At 72.0% G+C, this 20765-nt stretch carries 21 protein-coding genes, 3 tRNA genes, 1 pseudogene and 1 riboswitch; of the genes and pseudogenes, 7 read left to right on the forward strand and 18 right to left on the reverse strand.

The genetic code is table 11. From position 1 onward, the window contains the following. The first annotated feature begins 31 nt into the window (after window positions 1-31). Window positions 32-496 carry a GNAT family N-acetyltransferase gene (locus tag V6U89_RS17690; RefSeq protein ID WP_334572317.1) on the forward strand — a complete coding sequence of 155 codons (465 nt, stop codon included), beginning with the start codon at window positions 32-34 and terminating at the stop codon, window positions 494-496. Between the two features lie 84 nt (window positions 497-580). On the opposite strand, the gene V6U89_RS17695 is transcribed toward V6U89_RS17690, so the two are convergent. Both V6U89_RS17695 and V6U89_RS17700 read right to left on the reverse strand, forming a co-directional pair. Beyond that, window positions 581-1477, reverse strand: coding sequence for an RNA polymerase sigma-70 factor (locus V6U89_RS17695; RefSeq protein WP_334572318.1), 897 nt, complete (start codon window positions 1475-1477; stop codon window positions 581-583). A 14-nt stretch (window positions 1478-1491) separates the two neighbouring features. After that, window positions 1492-2694, reverse strand: a complete 1203-nt coding sequence (locus V6U89_RS17700; protein WP_334572319.1) for an NAD(P)/FAD-dependent oxidoreductase — start codon at window positions 2692-2694, stop codon at window positions 1492-1494. 508 nt (window positions 2695-3202) lie between these two features. Between V6U89_RS17700 and V6U89_RS17705 the strand changes: the two genes are divergently transcribed. Together V6U89_RS17705 and V6U89_RS17710 are read left to right on the forward strand one after the other, a co-directional pair. Continuing rightward, entirely contained in the window at window positions 3203-3529 is a 327-nt protein-coding gene (locus V6U89_RS17705) for a hypothetical protein (RefSeq protein WP_334572320.1), read from the forward strand. A 431-nt stretch (window positions 3530-3960) separates the two neighbouring features. Continuing rightward, window positions 3961-4452 carry a hypothetical protein gene (locus V6U89_RS17710; protein WP_334572321.1) on the forward strand — a complete coding sequence of 164 codons (492 nt, stop codon included), beginning with the start codon at window positions 3961-3963 and terminating at the stop codon, window positions 4450-4452. A gap of 130 nt (window positions 4453-4582) precedes the next feature. On the opposite strand, the gene V6U89_RS17715 is transcribed toward V6U89_RS17710, so the two are convergent. The 12 genes from V6U89_RS17715 to V6U89_RS17770 all read right to left on the reverse strand — a co-directional run bounded on the left by V6U89_RS17715 (window position 4583) and on the right by V6U89_RS17770 (window position 12384). Further along, window positions 4583-4921 (reverse strand): DUF7668 domain-containing protein, encoded by a 339-nt coding sequence (locus V6U89_RS17715; protein WP_334572322.1) that lies wholly within the window; start codon window positions 4919-4921, stop codon window positions 4583-4585. Window positions 4922-5694: 773 nt separating this feature from the next. After that, a complete protein-coding gene (locus V6U89_RS17720) occupies window positions 5695-5979 on the reverse strand; it encodes a hypothetical protein (RefSeq protein WP_334572323.1) in 285 nt (94 codons plus the stop codon). Window positions 5980-6069: 90 nt separating this feature from the next. Further along, window positions 6070-6309 carry a tyrosine-type recombinase/integrase gene (locus V6U89_RS17725; protein WP_334572324.1) on the reverse strand — a complete coding sequence of 80 codons (240 nt, stop codon included), beginning with the start codon at window positions 6307-6309 and terminating at the stop codon, window positions 6070-6072. Continuing rightward, window positions 6291-6527, reverse strand: coding sequence for a hypothetical protein (locus V6U89_RS17730; protein WP_334572325.1), 237 nt, complete (start codon window positions 6525-6527; stop codon window positions 6291-6293). Before V6U89_RS17730 ends, V6U89_RS17725 begins: the two co-directional genes overlap by 19 nt. Window positions 6528-6716: 189 nt before the next feature. Next, window positions 6717-6790: transfer RNA gene (locus V6U89_RS17735), tRNA-Phe, on the reverse strand. Between the two features lie 101 nt (window positions 6791-6891). Beyond that, window positions 6892-6968, reverse strand: a tRNA-Asp gene (locus tag V6U89_RS17740). A 33-nt stretch (window positions 6969-7001) separates the two neighbouring features. Beyond that, window positions 7002-7074, reverse strand: a tRNA-Glu gene (locus V6U89_RS17745). Window positions 7075-7231: 157 nt separating this feature from the next. After that, entirely contained in the window at window positions 7232-8032 is an 801-nt protein-coding gene (locus V6U89_RS17750; protein ID WP_334572326.1) for a polysaccharide deacetylase family protein, read from the reverse strand. A 74-nt stretch (window positions 8033-8106) separates the two neighbouring features. Continuing rightward, window positions 8107-9048, reverse strand: coding sequence for a MerR family transcriptional regulator (locus tag V6U89_RS17755; RefSeq protein WP_334572327.1), 942 nt, complete (start codon window positions 9046-9048; stop codon window positions 8107-8109). Beyond that, window positions 9038-9643, reverse strand: a complete 606-nt coding sequence (gene idi / locus V6U89_RS17760; RefSeq protein ID WP_334572328.1) for an isopentenyl-diphosphate Delta-isomerase — start codon at window positions 9641-9643, stop codon at window positions 9038-9040. The genes V6U89_RS17755 and idi overlap by 11 nt, the downstream gene beginning before the upstream one ends. 76 nt (window positions 9644-9719) lie before the next feature. Beyond that, window positions 9720-11201 (reverse strand): phytoene desaturase family protein, encoded by a 1482-nt coding sequence (gene crtI / locus V6U89_RS17765; RefSeq protein WP_334572329.1) that lies wholly within the window; start codon window positions 11199-11201, stop codon window positions 9720-9722. A 28-nt stretch (window positions 11202-11229) separates the two neighbouring features. After that, a complete protein-coding gene (locus tag V6U89_RS17770; protein ID WP_334572330.1) occupies window positions 11230-12384 on the reverse strand; it encodes a polyprenyl synthetase family protein in 1155 nt (384 codons plus the stop codon). Window positions 12385-12448: 64 nt separating this feature from the next. Here V6U89_RS17770 and V6U89_RS17775 point away from each other — a divergent pair, with 64 nt between their 5' ends. Both V6U89_RS17775 and V6U89_RS17780 read left to right on the forward strand, forming a co-directional pair. Continuing rightward, a complete protein-coding gene (locus V6U89_RS17775; protein WP_334572331.1) occupies window positions 12449-13366 on the forward strand; it encodes a phytoene/squalene synthase family protein in 918 nt (305 codons plus the stop codon). Next, window positions 13363-14529, forward strand: a pseudogene (locus V6U89_RS17780) (cryptochrome/photolyase family protein); the annotation flags it as partial. The gene V6U89_RS17775 and the pseudogene V6U89_RS17780, both read left to right, overlap by 4 nt. 206 nt (window positions 14530-14735) lie before the next feature. On the opposite strand, the gene V6U89_RS17785 reads toward V6U89_RS17780, so the two are convergent. Then, window positions 14736-15791, reverse strand: coding sequence for a serine hydrolase domain-containing protein (locus V6U89_RS17785; RefSeq protein WP_334572333.1), 1056 nt, complete (start codon window positions 15789-15791; stop codon window positions 14736-14738). A 92-nt stretch (window positions 15792-15883) separates the two neighbouring features. On the opposite strand from V6U89_RS17785, the gene V6U89_RS17790 reads away from it, so the two are divergent. Then, window positions 15884-17368 carry a dihydrolipoyl dehydrogenase family protein gene (locus V6U89_RS17790; protein WP_334572334.1) on the forward strand — a complete coding sequence of 495 codons (1485 nt, stop codon included), beginning with the start codon at window positions 15884-15886 and terminating at the stop codon, window positions 17366-17368. On the opposite strand, the gene V6U89_RS17795 is transcribed toward V6U89_RS17790, so the two are convergent. Beyond that, the gene (locus tag V6U89_RS17795) at window positions 17361-18122 is read right to left on the reverse strand and encodes a crotonase/enoyl-CoA hydratase family protein (protein ID WP_334572336.1); all 762 of its coding nucleotides are present in this window, start codon (window positions 18120-18122) and stop codon (window positions 17361-17363) included. The two genes, V6U89_RS17790 and V6U89_RS17795, sit on opposite strands and share 8 nt — an antisense overlap. 58 nt (window positions 18123-18180) lie before the next feature. Next, window positions 18181-18654 carry a hypothetical protein gene (locus V6U89_RS17800; protein ID WP_334572337.1) on the reverse strand — a complete coding sequence of 158 codons (474 nt, stop codon included), beginning with the start codon at window positions 18652-18654 and terminating at the stop codon, window positions 18181-18183. 123 nt (window positions 18655-18777) lie between these two features. After that, window positions 18778-18975: riboswitch (cobalamin riboswitch) on the forward strand. 35 nt (window positions 18976-19010) lie between these two features. On the opposite strand from V6U89_RS17800, the gene bluB reads away from it, so the two are divergent. Beyond that, complete coding sequence (gene bluB / locus V6U89_RS17805) at window positions 19011-19637, forward strand: 5,6-dimethylbenzimidazole synthase (RefSeq protein WP_334572338.1); 627 nt, start codon at window positions 19011-19013, stop codon at window positions 19635-19637. A 51-nt stretch (window positions 19638-19688) separates the two neighbouring features. Here bluB and V6U89_RS17810 read toward each other — a convergent pair whose 3' ends face one another. Continuing rightward, window positions 19689-20753, reverse strand: coding sequence for a DNA glycosylase AlkZ-like family protein (locus V6U89_RS17810; protein ID WP_334572339.1), 1065 nt, complete (start codon window positions 20751-20753; stop codon window positions 19689-19691). Window positions 20754-20765: the final 12 nt, after the last annotated feature.

The following is a 20765-nucleotide window of genomic DNA, read 5'->3' on the forward strand; positions in this document are numbered from 1 at the left end:
GCGCGGCCGGCTTTCGCTTATCGTCTTGTCGGTGCCCGTCTGGACCATCCGCTCGGCGACTGTCGCCGACATCGCTGCCGTACTCGAGTTCTGGCAGACCGCTGCCGAGGATGCGCACCGCCCGCCGGACAGTGCGCAGGCGCTCGAGGTGCTTCTCGAACGCGATCCTGAGGCTCTCCTCCTCGCCGTGGACGACTCAGCGCTGATCGGCACGGTCATCGCCGGGTGGGACGGCTGGCGTTGTCACATCTACCGGCTGGCAGTAGCACCCGAGCGGCGCCGGCAGGGCATTGGTCGCCTGCTGGTCAAGGCAGCCGAGGAACGGTTCCACCGACTGGGCGGTATCCGGGTCGACGCCATGGTGCTCGACGACAACGCCGGGGCACACCCTGCTTGGCAAGCGTGCGGCTACGAGCGGCAGGCCGAGTGGTCACGGTGGGTCAAGCCGCTCCCAGTCCTCGCTGTACCCATTCCCCTGGTCAACCCCCCTTCTTGAGCTCCCGTTCGTCTACGAACTGATGAACGCGGGGTGAAGGAGTTCCCGCAATCGACCCGATAGACGTAGCTGCTCAAGGTCGTCTCAGTGCAGGGTGAGCGGGGTTTCGGACTCGATGCGGGACAGCTTCTCCGGGTTACGGACGTAGTAGATGCCGGTGACGCGAGCGTCCTCGATCCGCAGCGCGGCGACGCCGTCGATCTCTCCGTCGAGGCGAAAAAGCAGTGCCGGGCTGCCGTTGATCACGGTCGGTTCGGTGGTGAGGGTGCCTCCGACCTTTTGCATGCTGCCGATGAACAGGCGGATCGCCTTCTCCGCGCCGACGATCGGCCGCAGCGCGGCCTGTTTGACACCGCCGCCGTCGCTGACCACGACCACCTCGGGCGCGAGCACGTCGAGCAGGCCCTGCAGGTCGCTGGTCTCGACCGCGCGCTGGAACGCCTCCAGCGCCGCCCGCCTTTCGCTCGGGGAGACCACCTTGCGGGGGCGGCGGGCATCGACGTGCCGGCGGGCGCGGTGCGCGATCTGGCGTACGGCCGCCGGGCTCTTGCCGACGGCGGCGGCGATCTCGTCGTAGCTGACATCGAAGGCCTCGCGCAGTACGAAGACGGCGCGCTCGGTCGGCGAGAGTGTCTCGAGGACGAGCATCAGCGCCATCGACACACTCTCGGCCAACTCGACATCCTCGGCCGTGTCCGCCGCGGTGAGCAGCGGCTCGGGCAGCCACGGACCGACATACGCCTCCTTGCGCCGCTGCATGCTGCGCAGGCGGTTGAGCGACTGGCGGGTGGTGATCCGGATCAGGTAGGCGCGCTGATCGCGTACCTGATCCAGATCGACCTTGACCCACCGCAGCCAGGTCTCCTGCAGCACGTCCTCCGCGTCGGCCGCCGATCCGAGGATCTCGTAGGCGACGGTGAAGAGCAGGTTTCGGTGGGCAACGAAGGTCTCGGTCGCCGGGTCACCGGCGTGGTCGCTCATCTCGCCACCTCTCCCTAGGTCCGCCGGCCGGCGACCGCCGGCTCCTCGCCGGCCTTGGCGCGCCGCAACTCCTGGCGCTGGCGATCCTTGAACCAGAGGTTGAGCGAGCCGGGTCTGCGCGCCTCTTGCGCCATCTGCCAGACGGTGCTCCTGCACACGGTCTCCTTGAGCATCGCCATGGACCGGCCGCCCAGGTGGAACACCCCTGTCGCGGTGTCGTCCTTCCTGGCGTACTGGACGATTCCGGTGCGGCGCCCCAGGCTGATGCACTGGCCGAAAAACCCGACGTTGAAGTCGGCGGGCTGCTTGCCGGCGATCCGGCTCAGCACCGTCTCGGCGGCCTGCGGGCCCAACTGCACCGCCGACTGGCAGCTCATCCGCACCGGCAGGTTCGACGGTGCCGCCGAGTCCCCGGCCGCGACGACGCGTGTGTCGTCCACGCTCGTGAGCGTCTCGTCGGTGAGCAGGCGCCCCAAGGCATCCGTGCTCAGCCCGCTGCGGGCGGCCAGATCCGGCACGCCGAATCCCGCGGTCCAGATGGTCACGCCGCTGACCAACTCGCGGCCGTCGGCGAGCTGGACCGCATCGCGGGTCACGCCCGTCACCGTCGCGCCGGGGCCCTCGATCACGGTCACGCCGAGCTTGGTGAGCCGCTCGGCCACCGAGCGCCGGGCCCGGGGATGCAGGTAGGGCCCGAGCACCCTTCCGCACACCAGGGTCACCTTCCGGCCCAGCTCCGCGAGTTCGGAAGCGGTTTCAAGGCCGGTCGACCCGGCTCCCACCACCGTCACCGGGGCCGATGTGGGCGCGGCGTCGACGACCGGCCGCAGCCGCCGCGCCTCCTCCAGCGTGGCAATCGGGTAGGCGTGCTCTGCCGCGCCGGGCACGCTCGGGTCGGCGCTGCCGCTGCCCACGGCGTAGATCAGGTAGTCGTAGCCGAGTGTGCCGCCGCTCGCCAGGGTCACGCGACGCCCGGACGTGTCGATCCGGGTCACGGTGTCGACCACCAGCCCGACGCCGCCGGCCAGAATCCTTTGGTAGTCCACAACCGCGTCGTCCGACCCGCCGACGAGCTGGTGCAGGCGGATCCGCTCGACAAAGGCCGGACGCGGGTTGATCAGGGTCACTGTCACGCCGTCGCGCCGCGTCAGGCGGTTGGCCGCCATCACGCCGGCGTATCCGCCGCCGACCACGATGACATCGGTGTTCCCAGCCATGGCCTCTCCTTCGGTTTTCCAAGGTTCGGCCTCAAGACACCGCGCGTCGGGCGGGTTGTGACATCAGTGAGTCAGATCACTCGGCGAGCGCCGAGTCGAGCACCGTCGTTTCCATCTGCCGCAACAGGGCGGCCATGTCGTCGCGGCTGAGGTACGCGGTGTCGACCTGGACCCGGCGCTCAACGCATGGTCGTTGACACGGATCATGAGCCGCTGGTGGAGGTTGCCGTGCACGTGCATCAGGAGCCGGCCAGCAGCGGGATTCCGGGGTCAACGAGGGCTAAACCAGACAGGCGGACTGCTGGGGCGCAAAGCAAGAGCGGCGACCGGCGTTTCCGCTGATCGGCGCTCTAGTAGCCCGGCGAAAGGCTATGTGGCCAGGGGCGGGGTCCAACCGTCGACCTTCCGATTTCAGGCACGTGCATTTCGGCAGGTCAGGGAACCGTCGGAGGCTGCCGTGCGATCTGTCATGCGATTGCACCCTTGACGCCCCTCCGATGATGGGCGCATGAGCCTGGATGGCGGGGACCCGATCATGATCGCTTTGCGCCTGGTGGCCGTGGTCCTCGGTCTCGCTGCGGCTGCACTCGGCGTGCGTGTGGCCAGGTCACGACGGTTTCCCGCAGCCTGGGTTCGGCTTGCACGCCTGACGCCGAGCCAGCGGTCCCAGCCCGTGCGCATGGGCAGCGCCCAGGCCATGATCGGTGCGGGTCTGGTGGTCCAACAGGCACCCTTCCTCATCTCCATGCCCTTTCCGGTTGGACGCGCCCTGTTCGCCGTGTCACTGCTGTTACTGGTGACGGCGGTGGGATCGTTTGCGCTGCTCCGCCGCTAGCTAGCCGCGCATGGTGATGTGCCGGGGCAGTCGCCCGACATCCCCGGCCGGCATCGGCCGGGCCGGCCGGCCACGCTGACGGGACATAGGAGCACCAGCGGGGCGAGGCGGAACGATCGCCGGACAGGGCGACCACCTTCGAGGGCTGGGGCGATCGGCTGCCGCGCAGCGGAGCTGCTTGCCCTCGAATTCCTATCGGTCCCGGTCCGCATCCCATCGACGGCGAGCACCAGGGCGTGACCATCCCCCGGATGCCCGATCCTCTACGCCACCCGCCCGCGTCAAGGGCGCTGCGCCTCGGCAAGCCGACGGCCTATGGCCACCCCTTGACCCCGACCGGGCGCCGCAGTCCTGGCACCGGTCGGCGGATGGCAGCAGAGCGGCGACGAGCCGAGTGCCGACGCTTTGGGCTTGCCTCCTACTGTCCCAGCATGGGATACGACATCGGCTTCCTCATGCCAGGTCAAGACGATGACCGCTTGAGCGAGGAGGTGCCGCTGCTCCAACTGGCGAACGAACAGGAGGCTGGCTGGCGGCGGATCGTCGCGCGGGCACAGCAGGAGATCGGCGCAGCCGACGAAGATCGATACCCGACGCACCTTGAGTTGTGGCTCCAAGACCCCGCCATGCAGCTCTGCTACGCCGGCAACTCCGCGTCCATCGAAATCCCCTACCGATACACAGCGACCGCAGCCAGCGCGCATGCTGCCATCGCTACCGCGTACGCCCTCGCCCGCATCGTGGAGGCCGAGACAGGGATGCGCGGCCTCGATTACGAGGTGAACCAAGCAATCCAGGACAACGACCTGCCGCGGGCGGTGGCCCGGTACCGGGGCGTCGGACAACACGTTCGCGATCTGGTAGCGGGGCAAGGTCCGGACAGCAGATCATCGGACCGTCATGGGCCGCCCACGGGCCAGTAGCCACGGGGCACAGCGGTCACGAGCGGGCACGAGACGCAACCGGCTCTCCGTAGCGACCTGGCGTTGCGGGCATCACGACCACTTGATCGCGCTTCTTCAAACTGACGGTGCGGTGGGGGCGGCAGCGCTACTAGAGAGCGTGCAGGTCATCGATGGTCAGCTTGATTGCGCCGGCTTCTTCCCAGACCGTTACCTCCAAGGTCATGTCGCTTCGGCCTTCCTCGCGAGACCAGAGGTCGACGTTGACCTTCCAGGCGTCGTGGCCAGGAAGGGAGTAGGCGTCGGCGTGGTTCCACGCCTCGGGCGGCAGTGGGATGAACGTCGCCGGGTAATCGCGTGCCCAGACGCCCAAGTCGTGGTCCGGCCGCGAATAGTCCCGCGCTAGGCCGTCGAAATCGCCGACGGCGATCCGTTCGCCCACCTGCTCGATGATGGGTCTGAACCGGTCCGGAAGATCCACAGCAGTCACCGGTCGAGTATGAGAAGCGGGGACGATGGCTGTACAGCCATCGGTACAGCCAAGCCGGCCGACGGGCGTGGGTGACGAGCGACGGCAACCGACAAGCCGAGCAGGTCAGCTACGGTCACCGGCGCTGACCGACAGCAGTCTTGATCTTTGCAAAGCAGGGGACGCTGTCGGTCCGCCTCAGACGGGGTAGTCGCTCCGATGGACGTAGGTGAGCTGGCTCAGGTCGACGCCCCAGTTAGTGAGCAGCTCGTTCAACTCGTTCTCGTCTTGAGCCTGCGCGGCCCGCAGGTCGGTCATGCCGTCACCTGGCCCAATGCACTAGTCGTTGTCGATGTAGCTGGCTTCGAACTCGCGGTGAAACAGGTTGAAGGCCTGCTTGTCGCTGGCGGGGGCGGAGTGCCGGATCGGGTAGATGGCGATCCAGGCTTGGCGTTCGGGCAGGGAAGCGGGGACCTCAGCGACGAGTTGCTGCCCGCGCCGGAGCGCGGTAGGCAGCCTGATCTCGGGTACAGGATCGGGCCGTGAGATCCACGGGCGACAGGGGTCAGCCACTAGTGGGATTCCGGGGCCAACGAGAGGCAGACCGGACAGCCGGACTGCCGGGGCGCAAAGCAAGATCCCCACCTGCGTTTCCGCTGGTGGGGATCTCTGTAGCCCGGCGAAAGGCTATGTGGCCAGGGGCGGGGTCGAACCGCCGACCTTCCGATTTTCAGGCACCCGCATTTCGGCTAGGTCAGGGAGCCGCCGGAGGTTGCCGTGCAACTAGGGTGCAACTAGGCGCACGCCCCCTCGGTCGCCCGCTCCCGGTGCGTGGTTGCCGAGTCGTCCAACGGGCGCCCCGGCACCGCTATGCAGAACTGCCCAGGCTTGGCATTGCACACTGGGCAGTGGCGATATTCCGGTCTCTCGGGGCACGGCTGCCCCAGCTTTTCCAGCGCTCGGCTGATGCTTCCGGCCGCCTCGTGCAGTTGGTCGTCCTTGTGCCTTACGGCAGCGCGGTGAATGATCAGGAGCGCATCCTGCATGTCGATGTTCATGTGCTGCTGTTGCTCGGTCACGAGGGAACCTCCTACAGCTCGCCCGGTGCGCCGTCTCCCCGTTCCAGGCTTCATGAAACACCCGGGAAAGGCTTCCATGGCACTCACCAACTAGTGCCGCATGGTGATGTGCCGGGGCAGCCGTGCAACATCACCGTGCGCGGCGAGTTCCGACAGGGCTTTGGCGATCTCACGATCACGCCCGTCGACGGCGTGCAGGTACCGGCGAGCCGCCGCCATGGACGAGTGCCCGAGTCGCTTCATGAGGTCGGCCAAGGTCGCGCCGGTCTGCGCGGCGAGGGTCTGCCGGGTGTGCCGCAGGTCGTGGAAGGTCAGATCGTCGAGACCCACCACTCCTCGGTCAGCCGAGCAGCCGACTCTGCCCGCTCGGCGGCAGCGGTCGCGTGTTCCGACTGAAGCTGCTGGCCCCTCCGGGTGACCTTCTCCTGGCGGATCATGACGACGGTCGTTGCAAGGCCCACGGCGAGGGCGACAAAGACGCCAAGGACCGTTGCTTGATCCGATATCTCCTGCCAGTCGATAGCTAGCGGCACGGGAGTCAGCAGCACCGGGCCACGGTAACGGGGATGCGCAAGGCGCCGGGCGGCGTGCAGCGAGCGTGCAACTTGTGGCGGTGATCATCGGCCAAGAGCGGTCAACGACGGGCAACGGCGATCAACGCGGCCGAGGCGCATAAAGCAAGATCCCCACCGGCGTTTCCGCTGGTGGGGACCTCTGTAGCCCGGCGAAAGGCTATGTGGCCAGGGGCGGGGTCGAACCGCCGACCTTCCGATTTTCAGTCGGACGCTCGTACCAACTGAGCTACCTGGCCGTGGTGCTCGGTCCATGCTACCCGGAAGGCGGGGTCTCCGCCGAAGGGTCACATGCTCCGATACGCAGAACGCCGCGCAATGGTTCACGCGGCGTCGGCGCTGGCGGTCCTGACGGGACTTGAACCCGCGACCTCCGCCTTGACAGGGCGGCGAGCACTCCAACTGCTCCACAGGACCTGGCTGGTGTTGCATCCGGCGTGAGCCGGACCGTGCCCCCAACGGGATTCGAACCCGTGCTACCGCCTTGAAAGGGCGGCGTCCTGGGCCGCTAGACGATGAGGGCGGCCCCGCCATCATTGCACACTCGCAACTTTAAGCGGACTTGCTCCCATCCGGCCCCGCCGGAGGCATGAGAAGCATATGCCATGCCCGGTCAGTGGTCCAAACCGGTATGGCCGCTGGCGCATTCCCCGACAAAACCGCAGCTCAGAGTGGGTGTTTCACCGGGGTGGGGCGATGCCGAAGCGCCGTTTCAGGTCGATGATCAGGTGCGGGCAGGCGGCCAGGGTGCGGCTGCGATCGCCCCCGCCGTCGTGCATCAGCACGATCGCGCCGGGGCGGGCGGCGCCGTGCACCCGCTTGGCGAGGGTGGCGGCGGTCGGCTTCGCCCAGTCCTGCGGGTCCACGCTCCAGTGCAGCGACCGCATGCCGAGCTGACGGGCCACCGCCACCACCTCCGGGGTCCACCGGCCGCCCGGTTGGCGGTAGAACGGCACCTTGGCGCCCGGCACGGCGGCCTGGATGGCCAGGTTCGTCCGGGCCAGGTCTGCCCGGATCTCCGCCACCGGCCGTCGGCCCAGGTCGAAGTCGTGCCGCCAGCTGTGGTTGCAGAGCTGGTGACCCTCACGGACGATCCGGACGACCAGCTCCGGGTGCTTGCGGACCTCGGTTCCTACCAGGCAGAACGTCGCCTTGACCCGGGCGGCCCGCAACTGGTCGAGGACCTTCGGCGTCCACGCCGGGTCCGGGCCGTCGTCGAAGGTCAGCGCGACGGCGCGTACCCCGGTGGCGCGCCGCAGGCCCGCGGGCAGCGTGGTGGGCTTCGGCCGCAGCCGGGGCTTGGGTTTCGTGGTCGGCCGCGGGGTCGCTGTCGGTGACGGGGCGGCCACCGCCGATGGACTCGCCGCCGCGGTCGGGGCGGGTGCCGCGGCCCGCTGGGGGTCCCGTTGCGGTTCGCCGCAGCCGCCGGCGAGGAGCAGGACCAGGCCGAGGGCGGCCGCCAGTACGGGGCGTGCACGCATCGTCACTCCGAGGGGGGTCGGGTATGCGGTAGGCCCCGACGGTAGTGGACGACGCGCCGATCCGGCAGGGTCGGTCAGGCCCCGCTCGACTGATCCAGTGAGTCCCGGACGGCCAACGCCAGCGACACCGCCTCGGTCAGGTCGACCGGCCGGACCACTCCGGCGGGCAGCGTGTCGGCCTGCCAGCCGGGGCCGGCGGCCAGCACCAGCAGGGGGCGTCGAACCATCCCGAGCAGGGCGGACAGCTGCCGCGGGTCGGCGGTGGCGCGGGTGTGCGACCAGAGCACCACCGCGGCCGGTCCGGTCCGGTTCACCGCCTCGATCAGCGCGGCGAGCGGCACCCGGGCACCCAGCATGCGATACGCCACACCCGCCTCGGCGAGCGTGGCGGCCAACGCCTCCAACGGCAGGGTGTGCTGTTCCTCGTCGGCGCAGGCGAGCAGGATCCGGGCGGGGCCGGCGGCCGGGCCGGGCCGGGCCACCGTGGCGAACGCCTCGGAGACGCACCGGGACATCAGGTGTTCGACCTCGATCAGACCGGCGGTCGCGGCGTGCCGCTCCCCGATGCCGGCCAGCACCGGGCGCAGCAGGCCGTCCCAGGTGGCGACCACGCCGTCCCGGGCGAGGGCGTTGGCGATCGTCTCGCTGATCGCCGCCGAGTCCAGTCGCATGGCGGCCCGGGCCAGGCCACGGGCGGCCGGTCCGGCCCGGCCGACCGGGATCGTCTGCCCGCCGCCGTCCCGACCGGCTCCGGCGCGCAGCCGTACCCCGGCGGCGGGACCGACCCCGGGGCTCTGCTTCGCCCAGCGGGCCGCCTCGGCCGGGGTGATCCCCTCCGCGGTGAGCCGACGCATGATCTCCAGGCGCGCGAGGTCGGCCGGCGTGTAGCGCCGGTGGTGACCCGGTACGTGCTGGCTGGGACCGAGGCCGTAGCGCTGGTGCCAGGTACGCAGCGTGGTGACCGCCACGCCCAGTCGGCGTGCGACGGCCCCCGCGCTCAGCGCCTCATCGGCCACCCGACCGCTCCGACGCGTCGTCCGCCGGAACGCCGGACGGAGTGGTGGTGTCGGCGGGGCCGCCGGCGCGCAGCAGCCGGCTCACCACCCCGCCCAGCCAGGGCGCGTACGCGCGGGGGTCCGCGTCGATCTCGGCCATCAGCCGTACCGGGTCGACCCAGCGCAGCTCGGACACCTCGTCGGGGTCCGGCAGCACGGTGACGTCGGCCGGCACGTCGGCCCGCAGCACGTGGTCGTACTCGAACTCCACCCGGCCGGTGGCCGGGTCCTCGGCGTAGTAGCGGTAGACGCCGACCTCGGTCAGCGTGACCGGGGCGGCGCCCAGCTCCTCGGCCAGCCGGCGGTTGGCGGCCTCCACCAGCGACTCGGCCGGCCGGGGGTGGCCGCAGCAGGAGTTGGCCCAGCGCTGCGGGAACCGGGTCTTCACCGGGGCCCGCCGTTGCAGCAGCACCCGGCCGGCCGGGTCGACCAGCAGCACCGAGAAGGCGCGGTGCAGCCGCCCCGGCGCCTGGTGCGCCGCGGCCACGGTGGCCTCGCCGAGCACGTTGCCGCGGTCGTCGACCAGCTCGACCAGGTGCCCTTCCCGGGACGTCACCGGACCCGCCCCCCGTTCGGTGTGTGCATCGCGCCCGTCCTGCCTGTGCCGTGCCGCCGGGCGGCGCTCCGCGCGCTCACCGCCCGGCACCGGTGATCCGGTTGGCCGCCAGCTTCCCGGAGATCAGCACCATCGGTACGCCCACTCCCGGCTGGGTGCCGGAGCCGGTGAACACGACGTTGGGCAGCTGCCGGTGCAGGTTCGACGGGCGGAACGGGCCGGTCTGGAAGAGGCTGTGCGCGGCGGCGAACGGCGTACCGGCGGCCATGCCCTGCTCCTCCCACTCGGCGGGGGTGATCGTACGCAGCACCTCGATGCCGGCGCCGAAGCCCACGTACCCGCGCTCCTCCAGCGTCGCCACGAGCTGGTCGGTGTAGCGCCGGCTCAGGTCGCCGCGCCAGTCGAACGGGCCCCGTTCCAGGTTGGGCACCGGCGCCAGCACGTAGTAGGTGTGCCGCCCGGCCGGGGCCACCGCCGGATCGGCCCGGCTGGGGTTGGTGACCAGCAGCGACGGGTCGGTCATCAGCTCGCCGCGTCGGATGACCTCGTCGAAGGTGCCCTTCCACCTCCGTCCGAAGTGGATGTTGTGGTGGGCGATCTTCTCATACCCCTGGGTCGAGCCGACGTGCAGCACGACGCAGGACGGCGAGTAGGTCAACTTCCGTTGGCGGGCCGGGGGCAGCAGGTCACGGTAGGCGACCGGCAGGTCCGGGTTGAGCACCACCACGTCGGCCGGGATCAGTTCGCCGTCGGCGGTCAGCACGCCGGTGGCCCGGCCGTTGGTGGTCTCCACCCGGCTCACGGTGGTGCCGTACCGGAACTGCACGCCGTGCTTCTCGGCGGCGCCGGCCATGCCGCGGGAGACCGCGTGGATGCCGCCGCGCGGGAAGTAGACCCCGGCCACCGAGTCGAGGTACGCGATGACGCTGTAGATGGCCAGCGCGTCGTGCGGCGCGAGGCCCGCGTACATCGCCTGGAAGGAGAAGATGCGCTGGGTACGCGGGTCCCGGAAGAACTGGTTGATCTTCGTCTGGAGCCGCCGGAACGCGCCGTTGGCCAGCAGCTTCACCAGGTTGGCGGTGAGCAGGTCGGTCGGGGCGTCCAGGTTGCGGTCGATGAAGTCGGTCCGCTCCCAGTGCCACAGGTTGCGCGCGTAGTCCACGAAGCGCAGGTAGCCGTCGGCCTCGCGAGGGCCGCAGACCCGGGCGATCTCGGCGGCCATCCGGGTGGTGTCGGTGATGACGTCCAGCGTCGAGCCGTCGGGGTACCAGGCCCGGTAGGCGGGGTCGACGGGGGTGAGATCCAGCCAGTCGTCGAGTTCCTCGCCGACCGCGCCCAGTGCCTCGGCGATCAGGTCGGGCATCGTGAGCACGGTGGGGCCGGTGTCGAACTCGTACCCGTCGACGGCCAGCCGGCCGGCCCGGCCGCCCGGCACCGGCTCGCGCTCCACCACGGTCACCTGCCGGCCGCTGCCGGCCAGGTGCAGCGCGCACGCCAGCCCGCCCAGGCCCGCGCCGACGACCACCACCCGATCCGTACGCCCGTTCACGGTCCGCACGTGACCACCTCCTTCGCAAGGTCGCTCATCATGCCGGCCGCCTGGTCGCGGCGGTGGCGAGGCCGGTCAGCGCGGTGCGCGCGGTCTCGTCGATCGACGCGGTGGCCAGCGCGGTCAGCGCCTCGGACACCCGGTCGGAGATCATCCGCTCGACCCGCGACACCGCCCCGGTGTCGGCGACCAGTTCGGCCAGCCGGGCCACGTCCCGGGCGCCGGTGACCCGGCCGGCCCGCTCCAGCGCCCGCCGCTGGCCGGGGGTGGCCAGTTGGCGGGCCAGCATCAGCAGCGCGCTCGGCTTGCCGGTACGCAGATCGTCGCCGGCCGGCTTGCCGGTGGTCGCCGGGTCGCCGTAGACGCCGAGCAGGTCGTCGCAGAGTTGGAACGCCTCCCCGACGGCCAGGCCGTAGCGGGTGTACGCGGCGATCAGTGGCGTGTCGGCGGCGACGCCGGCCAGGCAGGCGCCGAAGAGCAGTGGGCGCTGGACGGTGTAGCTGGCGGTCTTGTAGCGGGCCACCCGCAGCGCCCGGTCCACCGACCAGTTCGCCGGATCGTGCTCGCCCAGCACGTCGAGGTACTGCCCCGCGATCGTCTCGATCCGCATCTGGTCGTAGCAGCGCCGCACCTCGAAGAGCCGGGCCGGCGCCACGGTGGCGTGGCTGAGCAGCCGGTCGGCCCAGACCAGGCAGAGGTCGCCGACGAGCACGGCCACCGCCTCGCCGAACCGGGCCGGGTCGCCGGCGTACCCGGCGGCGACGTGCCGGGCGGCGGCGGCCCGGTGCGCGGTGGGCCGGCCGCGGCGGGTGTCGGAGGAGTCCATCACGTCGTCGTGCACCAGCGCGAAGGTGTGCAGCAGTTCCAGGGCGGCGAACGCCGGCAGCACCGTCGGCAGCGGCTCCGCGCCGCCGACCACCCCGCGCCAGCCCCAGTACGCGAAGGTCGGCCGGAGCCGCTTGCCGCCGGCCAGGACGCAGTCGCGCGCGGTGGCCGCGAAGCCACCCATCGCTGCGTCGATCTCGGTGAGTGAGCCGACCTCGGCGGCCAGGAACGCCGCCAGGGTGTCGTCCACCCCCCTGATCAGCTCTTTCGTGAACGCGGCCAGTACGCCGCGGACCGGATCGTCCGTCGCTCCCGGCTGTGCCGGCGCGACGCGGAGCGTATTACCCGCGACTGCGTCGTTGGCCATGGGAGCGAGCGTACCCTAGGGTTACGAGTTGCGTCGATTGCTGCGTCGAATTCGAGGAGGGCCGGTGGACGCCGATCTCACCGCTGCCTATGCCCGCTGTCAGGAGCTGCACCGACGGCACGGTCGCACCTACTATCTCGCCACCCGGCTGCTTCCCGCGTGGAAACGACGTCACGTGCACGCCCTGTATGGATTCACGCGCTACGCCGACGAGATCGTCGACCGCACCGAGGAGCTGCCGCCCGCCGACCGCGCCGCCCGGCTGGACGAGTGGTCGTCGCGGTTCGTCGCCGGCCTGCACGGTGAGCCGGTCGACGACCCGCTGCTCCCGGCCGTGCTGCACACCATCGCCGTCTTCGATCTCGACCGCGCCGACTTCGCGTCGTTTCTGCGCAGCATGGCGATGGACCTGACCGTGCTGTCGTACCCGACCTACGACGACCTGCTCGACTACATGGAAGGCTCGGCGGCGGTCATCGGCACCATGATGCTGCCGATCCTCGGCAGCTCCGACCCGGCGGCGGCCCGCGAGCCGGCCCGCCAGCTCGGCTTCGCCTTCCAGCTCACCAACTTCATCCGGGACGTCGCCGAGGACCTCGACCGGGGCCGCACCTACCTGCCCGACGAGGATCTCGCCAAGTTCGGCGTCACCCGCGACGACCTGTTCGCCGCGAAGGCACAGGCCCGCGCCACGCCGAGGATCCGGGACCTGATCGAGTACGAGGTGAGCCGCGCCCAGGCGCACTACGAGGCCGCCGCACCGGGCATCACCCTGCTCAACCCCGCCTCGCAGGCGTGCATGCGGACCGCGTACGCGCTCTACGGCGGGATCCTCGACGAGGTCGCCGCGCAGGGCTACGACGTGTTCGTCCGCCGGGCGCTGGTGCCGCAGCGCCGCCGGCTGGCGGTGGCCGCCCGGGCCCTGCTCACCCCGACCGGGAGCCCGGTCGCCGTACCCGGGCCGAGCCTGGTCTCGGGGTGAGTACGCGGACCGCGGTGGTGCTGTTCACCCGCGACCTGCGGGTGCACGACCACCCGGCGCTCGCCACCGCCTGCGCGGCGTTCGACCGGGTGGTGCCGCTGTACGTGCTCGACCCGGCGCTGGCCGACAGGTCGCCGAACCGCACCCGCTTCCTGCACCAGAGCCTGGCCGACCTGCGTGAGGAACTGCGCCGGCGCGGCGGCGACCTGGTGGTGCGCCAGGGCGACCCGGTGACCGAGACGATCCGGCTGGCCCGTGAGGTGGGCGCGGAGGGGGTGGGGCTCTCCGCCGACGTCAGCCGGTACGCCCGCCGTCGGGAGCGCCGGCTGCGTGCGGAGTGCGATCGGCATCGGCTCTTCCTGCGACTCTTCCCCGGCCTGACGATCGTCGAGCCGGGAGCGCTGCGCCCGGGCGGCGGCGACCACTACCGGGTCTTCAGCCCGTACCACCGCGCCTGGGCGGTGGCCGACCGTCGCGAGGAGCTGGCCGCGCCCCGGCGCGTGACCCTGCCCGACGGCGTGCGGCCCGGCCGGCTGCCCGCGCCGCCGACGGGCGAGTCGCCCGGGGCCGCCGTCGGCGGCGAGAGCGTCGGGCAGCGCCGGCTCACGCGGTGGCTGCCCACCCTCGACCGGTACGACGACATCCACGACGACCTGGCCGGTGACGAGACCTCGCGGCTCAGCCCGTACCTGCGCTTCGGCTGCCTGTCGCCGCTGGCCGTGGCGAACCGGGCCGGCGGCACCGAGGGGCCGTTCGTCCGGCAGCTCTGCTGGCGGGACTTCTACCACCAGGTCACCGCCGCCTTCCCCGACATCTCCACCAGCGCCTACCGGCGCGGCGCCGGCGAGGACTGGCGGTACGACGCGGACGCCCTCGCCGCCTGGACCGAGGGGCGCACCGGAATGCCGATCGTCGACGCCGGGATGCGGCAGCTGCGCGCCGAGGGGTGGATGCACAACCGGGCCCGGCTGATCACCGCCGGCTACCTGACGAAGGTGCTCGGGCTCGACTGGCGGCCCGGCGTGGCCGTCTTCTTCCGCTGGCTGCTGGACGGGGACGTGGCCAACAACTCCGGCAACTGGCAGTGGGCCGCCGACTCCGGCCGACAGGAGGCATGCAGCGTGAGATCACCCTTGCCACCTGACCACCTGCTCGGACGCTTTGCTCTGCTGCCCTCGCGGCGACAGTGACGATCCGTCTCGGCGACTGAGCGCCGCAGCCGAACCGCCCTGAAGAAAACTGCTGCTCGTGCGAGGTGTCGCCGTCGCGGCAGCAGAGCAAGGCGTCCGAGTGGGAGGCGCGGCCCTCCGGCCACTGTCACCGTCGGTGTAAGCCCGGGGATCGTGACGGTGGGTCACGGTGGCCGGAGTCAGAGGCAGGAATGCAGCACCTCGACCAGCTCGTCCACCCGGTCGTGGTCGGCCAGGTGGGACGTGGCGTAGGCGAAGACGTAGCCCCGCTCCGGGTCGGCCCAGGCGCTGCTGCCGCCGATCCCGCCCATGCCCCAGCTCCCGTCCGGCTCGCGCTGCATCCCCAGCGTCCAGCAGGCAAGGCGATCGAGGACCAGGTCCGGGCCGTCGTACTGGACCCGGGTGGCCTCGGCGACCAGCTCGGCGCTGAACAGGCGTACCCCGTCGAGGGTGCCGCCGGCGGCCAGGCCCGCGTAGAGCCGGGCCAGCGCGGACGCCGTGGCGTGCAGGTTGACCGCCGGGACCTCCGCGCCCCGCCAGAGCGGGCTGTTGACCACCGCCACGTCGAGACCGCCGGGTGGGTTGCTCAGCGCCCGGGCCCGCAGCGACCCCGGCTCACCCAGCATCCGCACCGGCCAGGCCGGATCGCCGTACGACAGGTCCACGCACCGCCGCTGGTCCGCCGCCCCGAGGCCGAAGCCCAGGTCGAGGCGCCACGGGTCGGCGATCTCCTCGGCCAGGAAGCGCCCCACCGGCCGCCCGTCGACCCGACGGACCAGCTCGCCCACCAGGTGCCCGTACGTCCAGGCGTGCTCGCCCGCGACGCTGCCGGGCTCCCACTCCGGGTCGGCGGCGGCCAGGTCGGCGCAGAGCAGCTCCCAGTCGGCGACCGCCTCGGCGGGCCGGGCCACCGGGAAGGCCGGTAGGCCGGCGGTGTGGCTCAGCACCTGACGGACCGTGGCGGGGGTGCGGAACCCGGGCCAGTGGGTCGCCATCGGGTCGTCCAGGTCGAGCCGACCCCGGTCGACGAGCAGCAGCAGGCAGAGCGCCGCGACCGGCTTGCCGACCGAGTAGACGTTCACCAGCGTGTCCGGCCGCCATGCCCCGCGGGTGTCGGCACCCAGGTCGACCACCGGGTGGCCGTCGTACCAGACGGTCAGGCCGGCGCCGGTCTCCCGGCCGGTGGCCAGCAGATCGTGGAAACAGTCGCGGACGGGGGCGAAGCGATCGGGCATGCGGCCACCGTAGGCGGTAGGAATGATTACGGGCGCGGGAATTCCCGTGCGGTCCGCTGGCCGGCGTCCGGTGGCTGGGGAATGCTGACGGCATGGCGGAGCCGGAAGTGGTGGACGTGGTCGTGGTCGGGTTGGGCGTCGGCGGCGAGGAGGTGGCCGGGCGGCTCGCCGAGGCTGGCCTGAGCGTCGTCGGCATCGAACGGGACCTGGTCGGCGGGGAGTGCCCGTACTGGGGGTGCATCCCCAGCAAGATGATGATCAGGGCGGCGAACGCGCTCGCCGAGGCGCGGCGCGTCAACGAGCTGGCCGGCTCGGCCCAGGTCCAGCCGGACTGGGCACCGGTGGCCAAGCGGATCCGCGAGGAGGCCACCGACACCTGGGACGACACGGTGGCGGTCGACCGGTTCACCGGCCGGGGTGGGCGGTTCCTGCGCGGCAGCGCCCGGCTCGACGGCCCCGGCCGGGTACGCGTCGGCGACCAGGTCGTCCAGGCCCGCCACGGGATCGTGCTCGGCACCGGCACCCGGCCGTCCGTACCGCCGATCGACGGGCTGGCCGACACGCCGTACTGGACGAACCACCAGGCGATCGAGGCCGAGGAGCTGCCCGAATCGCTGCTGGTCCTCGGCGGCGGCGCGATCGGGCTGGAGCTGGCGCAGGTGTTCGCCCGGTTCGGCGTACGGGTGACGGTGGTCGAGGCGGCGGACCGGGTACTCGCGGTCGAGGAGCCCGAGTCCTCCGAGGTGGCCGAGAAGGCGCTGCGCGCCGACGGGGTGGAGATCCACACCGGCGTCAAGGCGGATCGGGTCAGCCACGACGGTGCCACCTTCACCGTGCACGGCGGCGACGACGCGTTCCACGCGGAGCGGCTGCTGGTGGTCACCGGGCGCCGGGCGCACCTGGAGGAGCTGGGCCTGGACACGATCGGCGTCGACCCCGGGCAGCGCTACCTGCCGGTCGACGGGCAGATGCGGGTGACCGACGGTGTCTGGGCGGTCGGCGACGTCACCGGTGAGGGAGCCTTCACCCACATCGCGATGTACCAGGCGGCGATCGTCATCGCCGACGTGCTGGACCGCACCCGGCACGCCGCCGGCGGCCCCGACCCGAGCGGGACGGCCAGCGTGGTGGGCGGTGCGATGGGCGCGGCCAGCGCGGTCGGCGGCGCGATGACCGCGACGGGCCCGAGCGGTGCCGCCGGTACCCTGCCCCGCGCCGACTACCGGGCGCTGCCCCGGGTCACCTTCACCGATCCGGAGGTCGGTGCGGTCGGGCTCACCGAGCACCAGGCCCGCCAGCGCGGCATCAACGTGCAGGTCGGCTTCGCCCAGCTGTCGTCGTCCGCCCGGGGTTGGATCCACAAGGCCGGCAACGAGGGCTTCATCAAGCTCGTCGCGGACGCCGACCAGGGCGTGCTGGTCGGCGCGACCTCGGTCGGCCCGGCCGGCGGCGAGGTGCTGTCGGCGCTGGTGGTGGCGGTGCACGCGGCGGTGCCGTTGAGCCACCTCCGGCACATGATCTACGCGTACCCGACGTTCCACCGGGCGATCGAGGACGCCCTGCGCGACCTCAGCTGACGGTGCCGTGGCGGCCGGCGCCGGCGGCGAACCGAGCCGCGCCGGCCACCGCGTCCGTGTCCAGCGACCGCACGCCGTACGCCAACTCGGTGGCGAGCGCCTCCGGCTCGGCCAGGCCGGCGGTGGCGAGCACCGACGCGCGGTCGTTGCGCAGGCAGGTCTGGGGATGGCGGGCGATCTCGGCGGCCAACCGCTCGGCCTCCGCCCGCGCCTCACCCGGCGCGACCAACCGGTTGACCAACCCCATCGCGTACGCCTCCTCGGCGGGCACCGGGCGGCCGGTGAGGATCAGGTCCATCGCCCGGCTCTCCCCGATCAACCTCGGCAGCCGGACCGTCCCGCCGTCGATCAGCGGTACGCCCCAGCGCCGGCAGAACACCCCGAGCACCGCGTCGGACTCGGCGACCCGCAGGTCGCACCAGAGCGCCAGTTCCAGGCCGCCCGCCACGGCGTACCCGGAGATCGCGGCGACGACCGGCTTGGACAGCGACATCCGGGTCGGACCCATTGGACCGTCGCCGTCCGGCTCGACCCGGTTGCCGCTGGGCGTACCGATCGCCTTGAGATCGGCGCCGGAGCAGAACGTGCCGCCGGCGCCCCAGAGCACCGCGACCCGGGCCTCCGGATCTGCCTCGAAGGCGCGGAACGCGTCGGCGAGCGCCCGCGCGGTGGGACCGTCGACGGCGTTGCGCGACGCCGCCCGGTCGAGGATCACCGTGGTCACCGGTCCGTCGTGCGTGACGTGTACGGCCATCGGCACAGCATGCCGCCCGGCGGCGCCGGCGCGCCAGGGCGTGCCGGCGCCCGATGGGTCAGTGGCTGCAGGTGGTGTCGAGCGCCTTCAGGGTCGGTTCCAGGTCCGGCGCCTCGACCTTGGTGGCGTTCGGGCCGGTCAGCCGCTTCTCGATCGCGCCGGCCAGGTTCTCCACCGCCGTGCGCACCTGCGGGTCGGCGGCGCGGGCGGCCTCCTTGCGCAGCCCTTCCGCCATCGCCGTGTAGTGGGCGCGGACCTTCTCGCCGGCCTCCTTGGCGCTGACCGGCTTGTCGATGGCCGCGATGGCGTCGTCGGCCATCCCGACGAAGTGCTCCTTGGCCACCGCGAGCGCCGCGTCGCAGACCTGCTTGCTGTTCGCGGCGACGTCGACCGTCGGGCTGGGCGCGCCGGTCGCCGACGAGGCGGCGGCCGGAGTCTTCTCCTGTTCCGCCGGCTGGCAGCCGGCCGCGACTCCGGCGGCGACGACCAGGCTCAGCACGGTACGGACGACGCGGGCAGGGCGGTTCGTCATGGTGGTTCCCCCGTGGTGGTGTGTCTTCCCGGCGGTCGGATCGACCCGGGAGCCCGTCCCTCTAGGGCGCGGCAACCCGGGTGCGCATGCCCGTTCCGCCGTGCCGGGCCGGTAGCATCGCCGACGGCAACGATCATGCGAGGTGCCCCGCGTGCGCGGGGAGAATCGGGAAGCCGGTGCGAGTCCGGCACGGGCCCGCCGCGGTGACCGGGGAGCCACCGTCCACGCGCGAGAGCGCAGCCACTGGCCGTACGGCTGGGAAGGCGGGCGGCCAGGCGTCGATCCGGGAGTCCGAAGACCGGCCTCGCGTCGACCGCCCACCCGTCCGGGGTGGGCTTGCGCAGCGGGAGCCTGCCGTGGACCTCTACACCGCCATCCACCGTCGCCGTGACGTCCGGGCCGAGTTCACCGGGGCGCCGGTGCCGGACGACACCCTGCACCGCGTCCTCGACGCCGCGCACGCGGCGCCCAGCGTCGGCTACTCGCAGCCGTGGGACTTCGTCCTGGTCCGGGACGCCGGGCTGCGCCGCCGCTTCCACGAGCACGTCCGGACGGAACGGGACACCTTCGCGGCCACCCTCTCCGGCGAGGCGGCGGCACGGTTCGCCCGCATCAAGATCGACGGCGTGTTGGAGTCGACCATGTCGATCGTGGTGACCTACGACCCGTCGCGGGGCGGCCCGGCCGTGCTGGGCCGGCACGCCATCGCCGACGCCGGCCTCTACTCGGTCTGCCTGGCCATCCAGAACCTCTGGCTGGCCGCCACCGCCGAGGGTCTCGGCGTCGGGTGGGTCTCCTTCTACCGGGAGCCGTTCCTGGCCGACCTGCTGGGCATTCCCGCCGGCATCCGGCCGGTGGCCTGGCTCTGCGTGGGGCCGGTGACGCACCTGGAGCAGGTGCCCGACCTGGCCCGGCACGGCTGGCGGCAGAAGCGCCCGCTGGCCGAGGCCCTGCACACCGATCGCTGGGTGGGCGGTCGCTGACCCGTCGCGAACTGTGTGAAGAGTTGTCGTCGTCCCAGCGACGACAACTCTTCACGCCACGCTGACCGCGGCCAGGCCGAGCCAGTCCGCCAGCGCCGCCAGCTCGGCGTCCACCGCCGCGGTGACGTCGGGGTCGAACGGGACGTCCTGGTGGATCGCGTGCACCCGCAGGATTCCGGCGCGGTGGTCGGCCGTGGCGTCCACCTTGCCGACGAGGCGGTCGTGGTGCAGCACGGGCAGTGCGAAGTAGCCCCAGCGGCGCTTCGCCTTCGGCAGGTACATCTCCAGGACGTACTCGAAGTCGAAGAGCTCCCGGGTCCGCTTCCGGTCGTGGATCAGCCGGTCGAACGGCGACAGCAGCGCGGTACGGCCGGCGAACGGCTGACCGAGGGCCGCCGGGTCGACCCGCCACCCGCCGGCGGTGCCCTCGACCTGCGCCGGTTCACCGGCCTCCCCGACGACCGCCGCCCGGGCGATGCCCAGCGAACGCAACCGCCGTGCGTCGCGCGTCCGCCGGGCCTCGTCCGCCGGAAGGGCCGTCGTGCCGGCCGGGTAGACCCGCTCGGCCAGGTCCCACCGGCGTTGCCGGCCGACCCGGTCGAAGACGGCGATCTCGCCCCGGGCGGCGAGGATCTCCAGCAGCTGGGTGACGTTGCGGTTGTTCGTCCAACCGGTCGACGGCCACGGCACCTCGCTGCGGTCCGGCACCTCCCGCGAGAGCAGCGGCCCGGAGTCGCGCAGCAGGTCGAGCACGAACCGGTGGAAGGTGGCGTTCGCCGCCAGCCAGGCGTGCTTGCGCGAACCCTCCGGCGGCCACGCCGCCATCTCGGCGAGGTGCAGCCCCAGGTCCGCCGTCGGCCACACCATGGCCTTGTGCTCGAACAGGGTGCGGTCCCGCTCCACCGCCTGTCGCAGGTCCTCCGGCCGGTACCCGGCGCCCAGCCGCGTCCACGCGACGAGATCGGCGCTGGGCGCCACGGCGGCCGTCGGATCCAGTTGCAGGAACGTCAACCTGGTGACCACGGTCAGCAGGTCCGGCGGGCGGTGCGCGTCCAGCAGTTGGGCGCGCACCGCGATCCGCCGGGCGTCGAGGAGATCGAGCCGGTGGACAGGCATGGGCCGAGGCTA

Source organism: Micromonospora sp. CPCC 206171 (assembly GCF_036906755.1).
Lineage (GTDB): Bacteria > Actinomycetota > Actinomycetes > Mycobacteriales > Micromonosporaceae > Micromonospora > Micromonospora purpureochromogenes.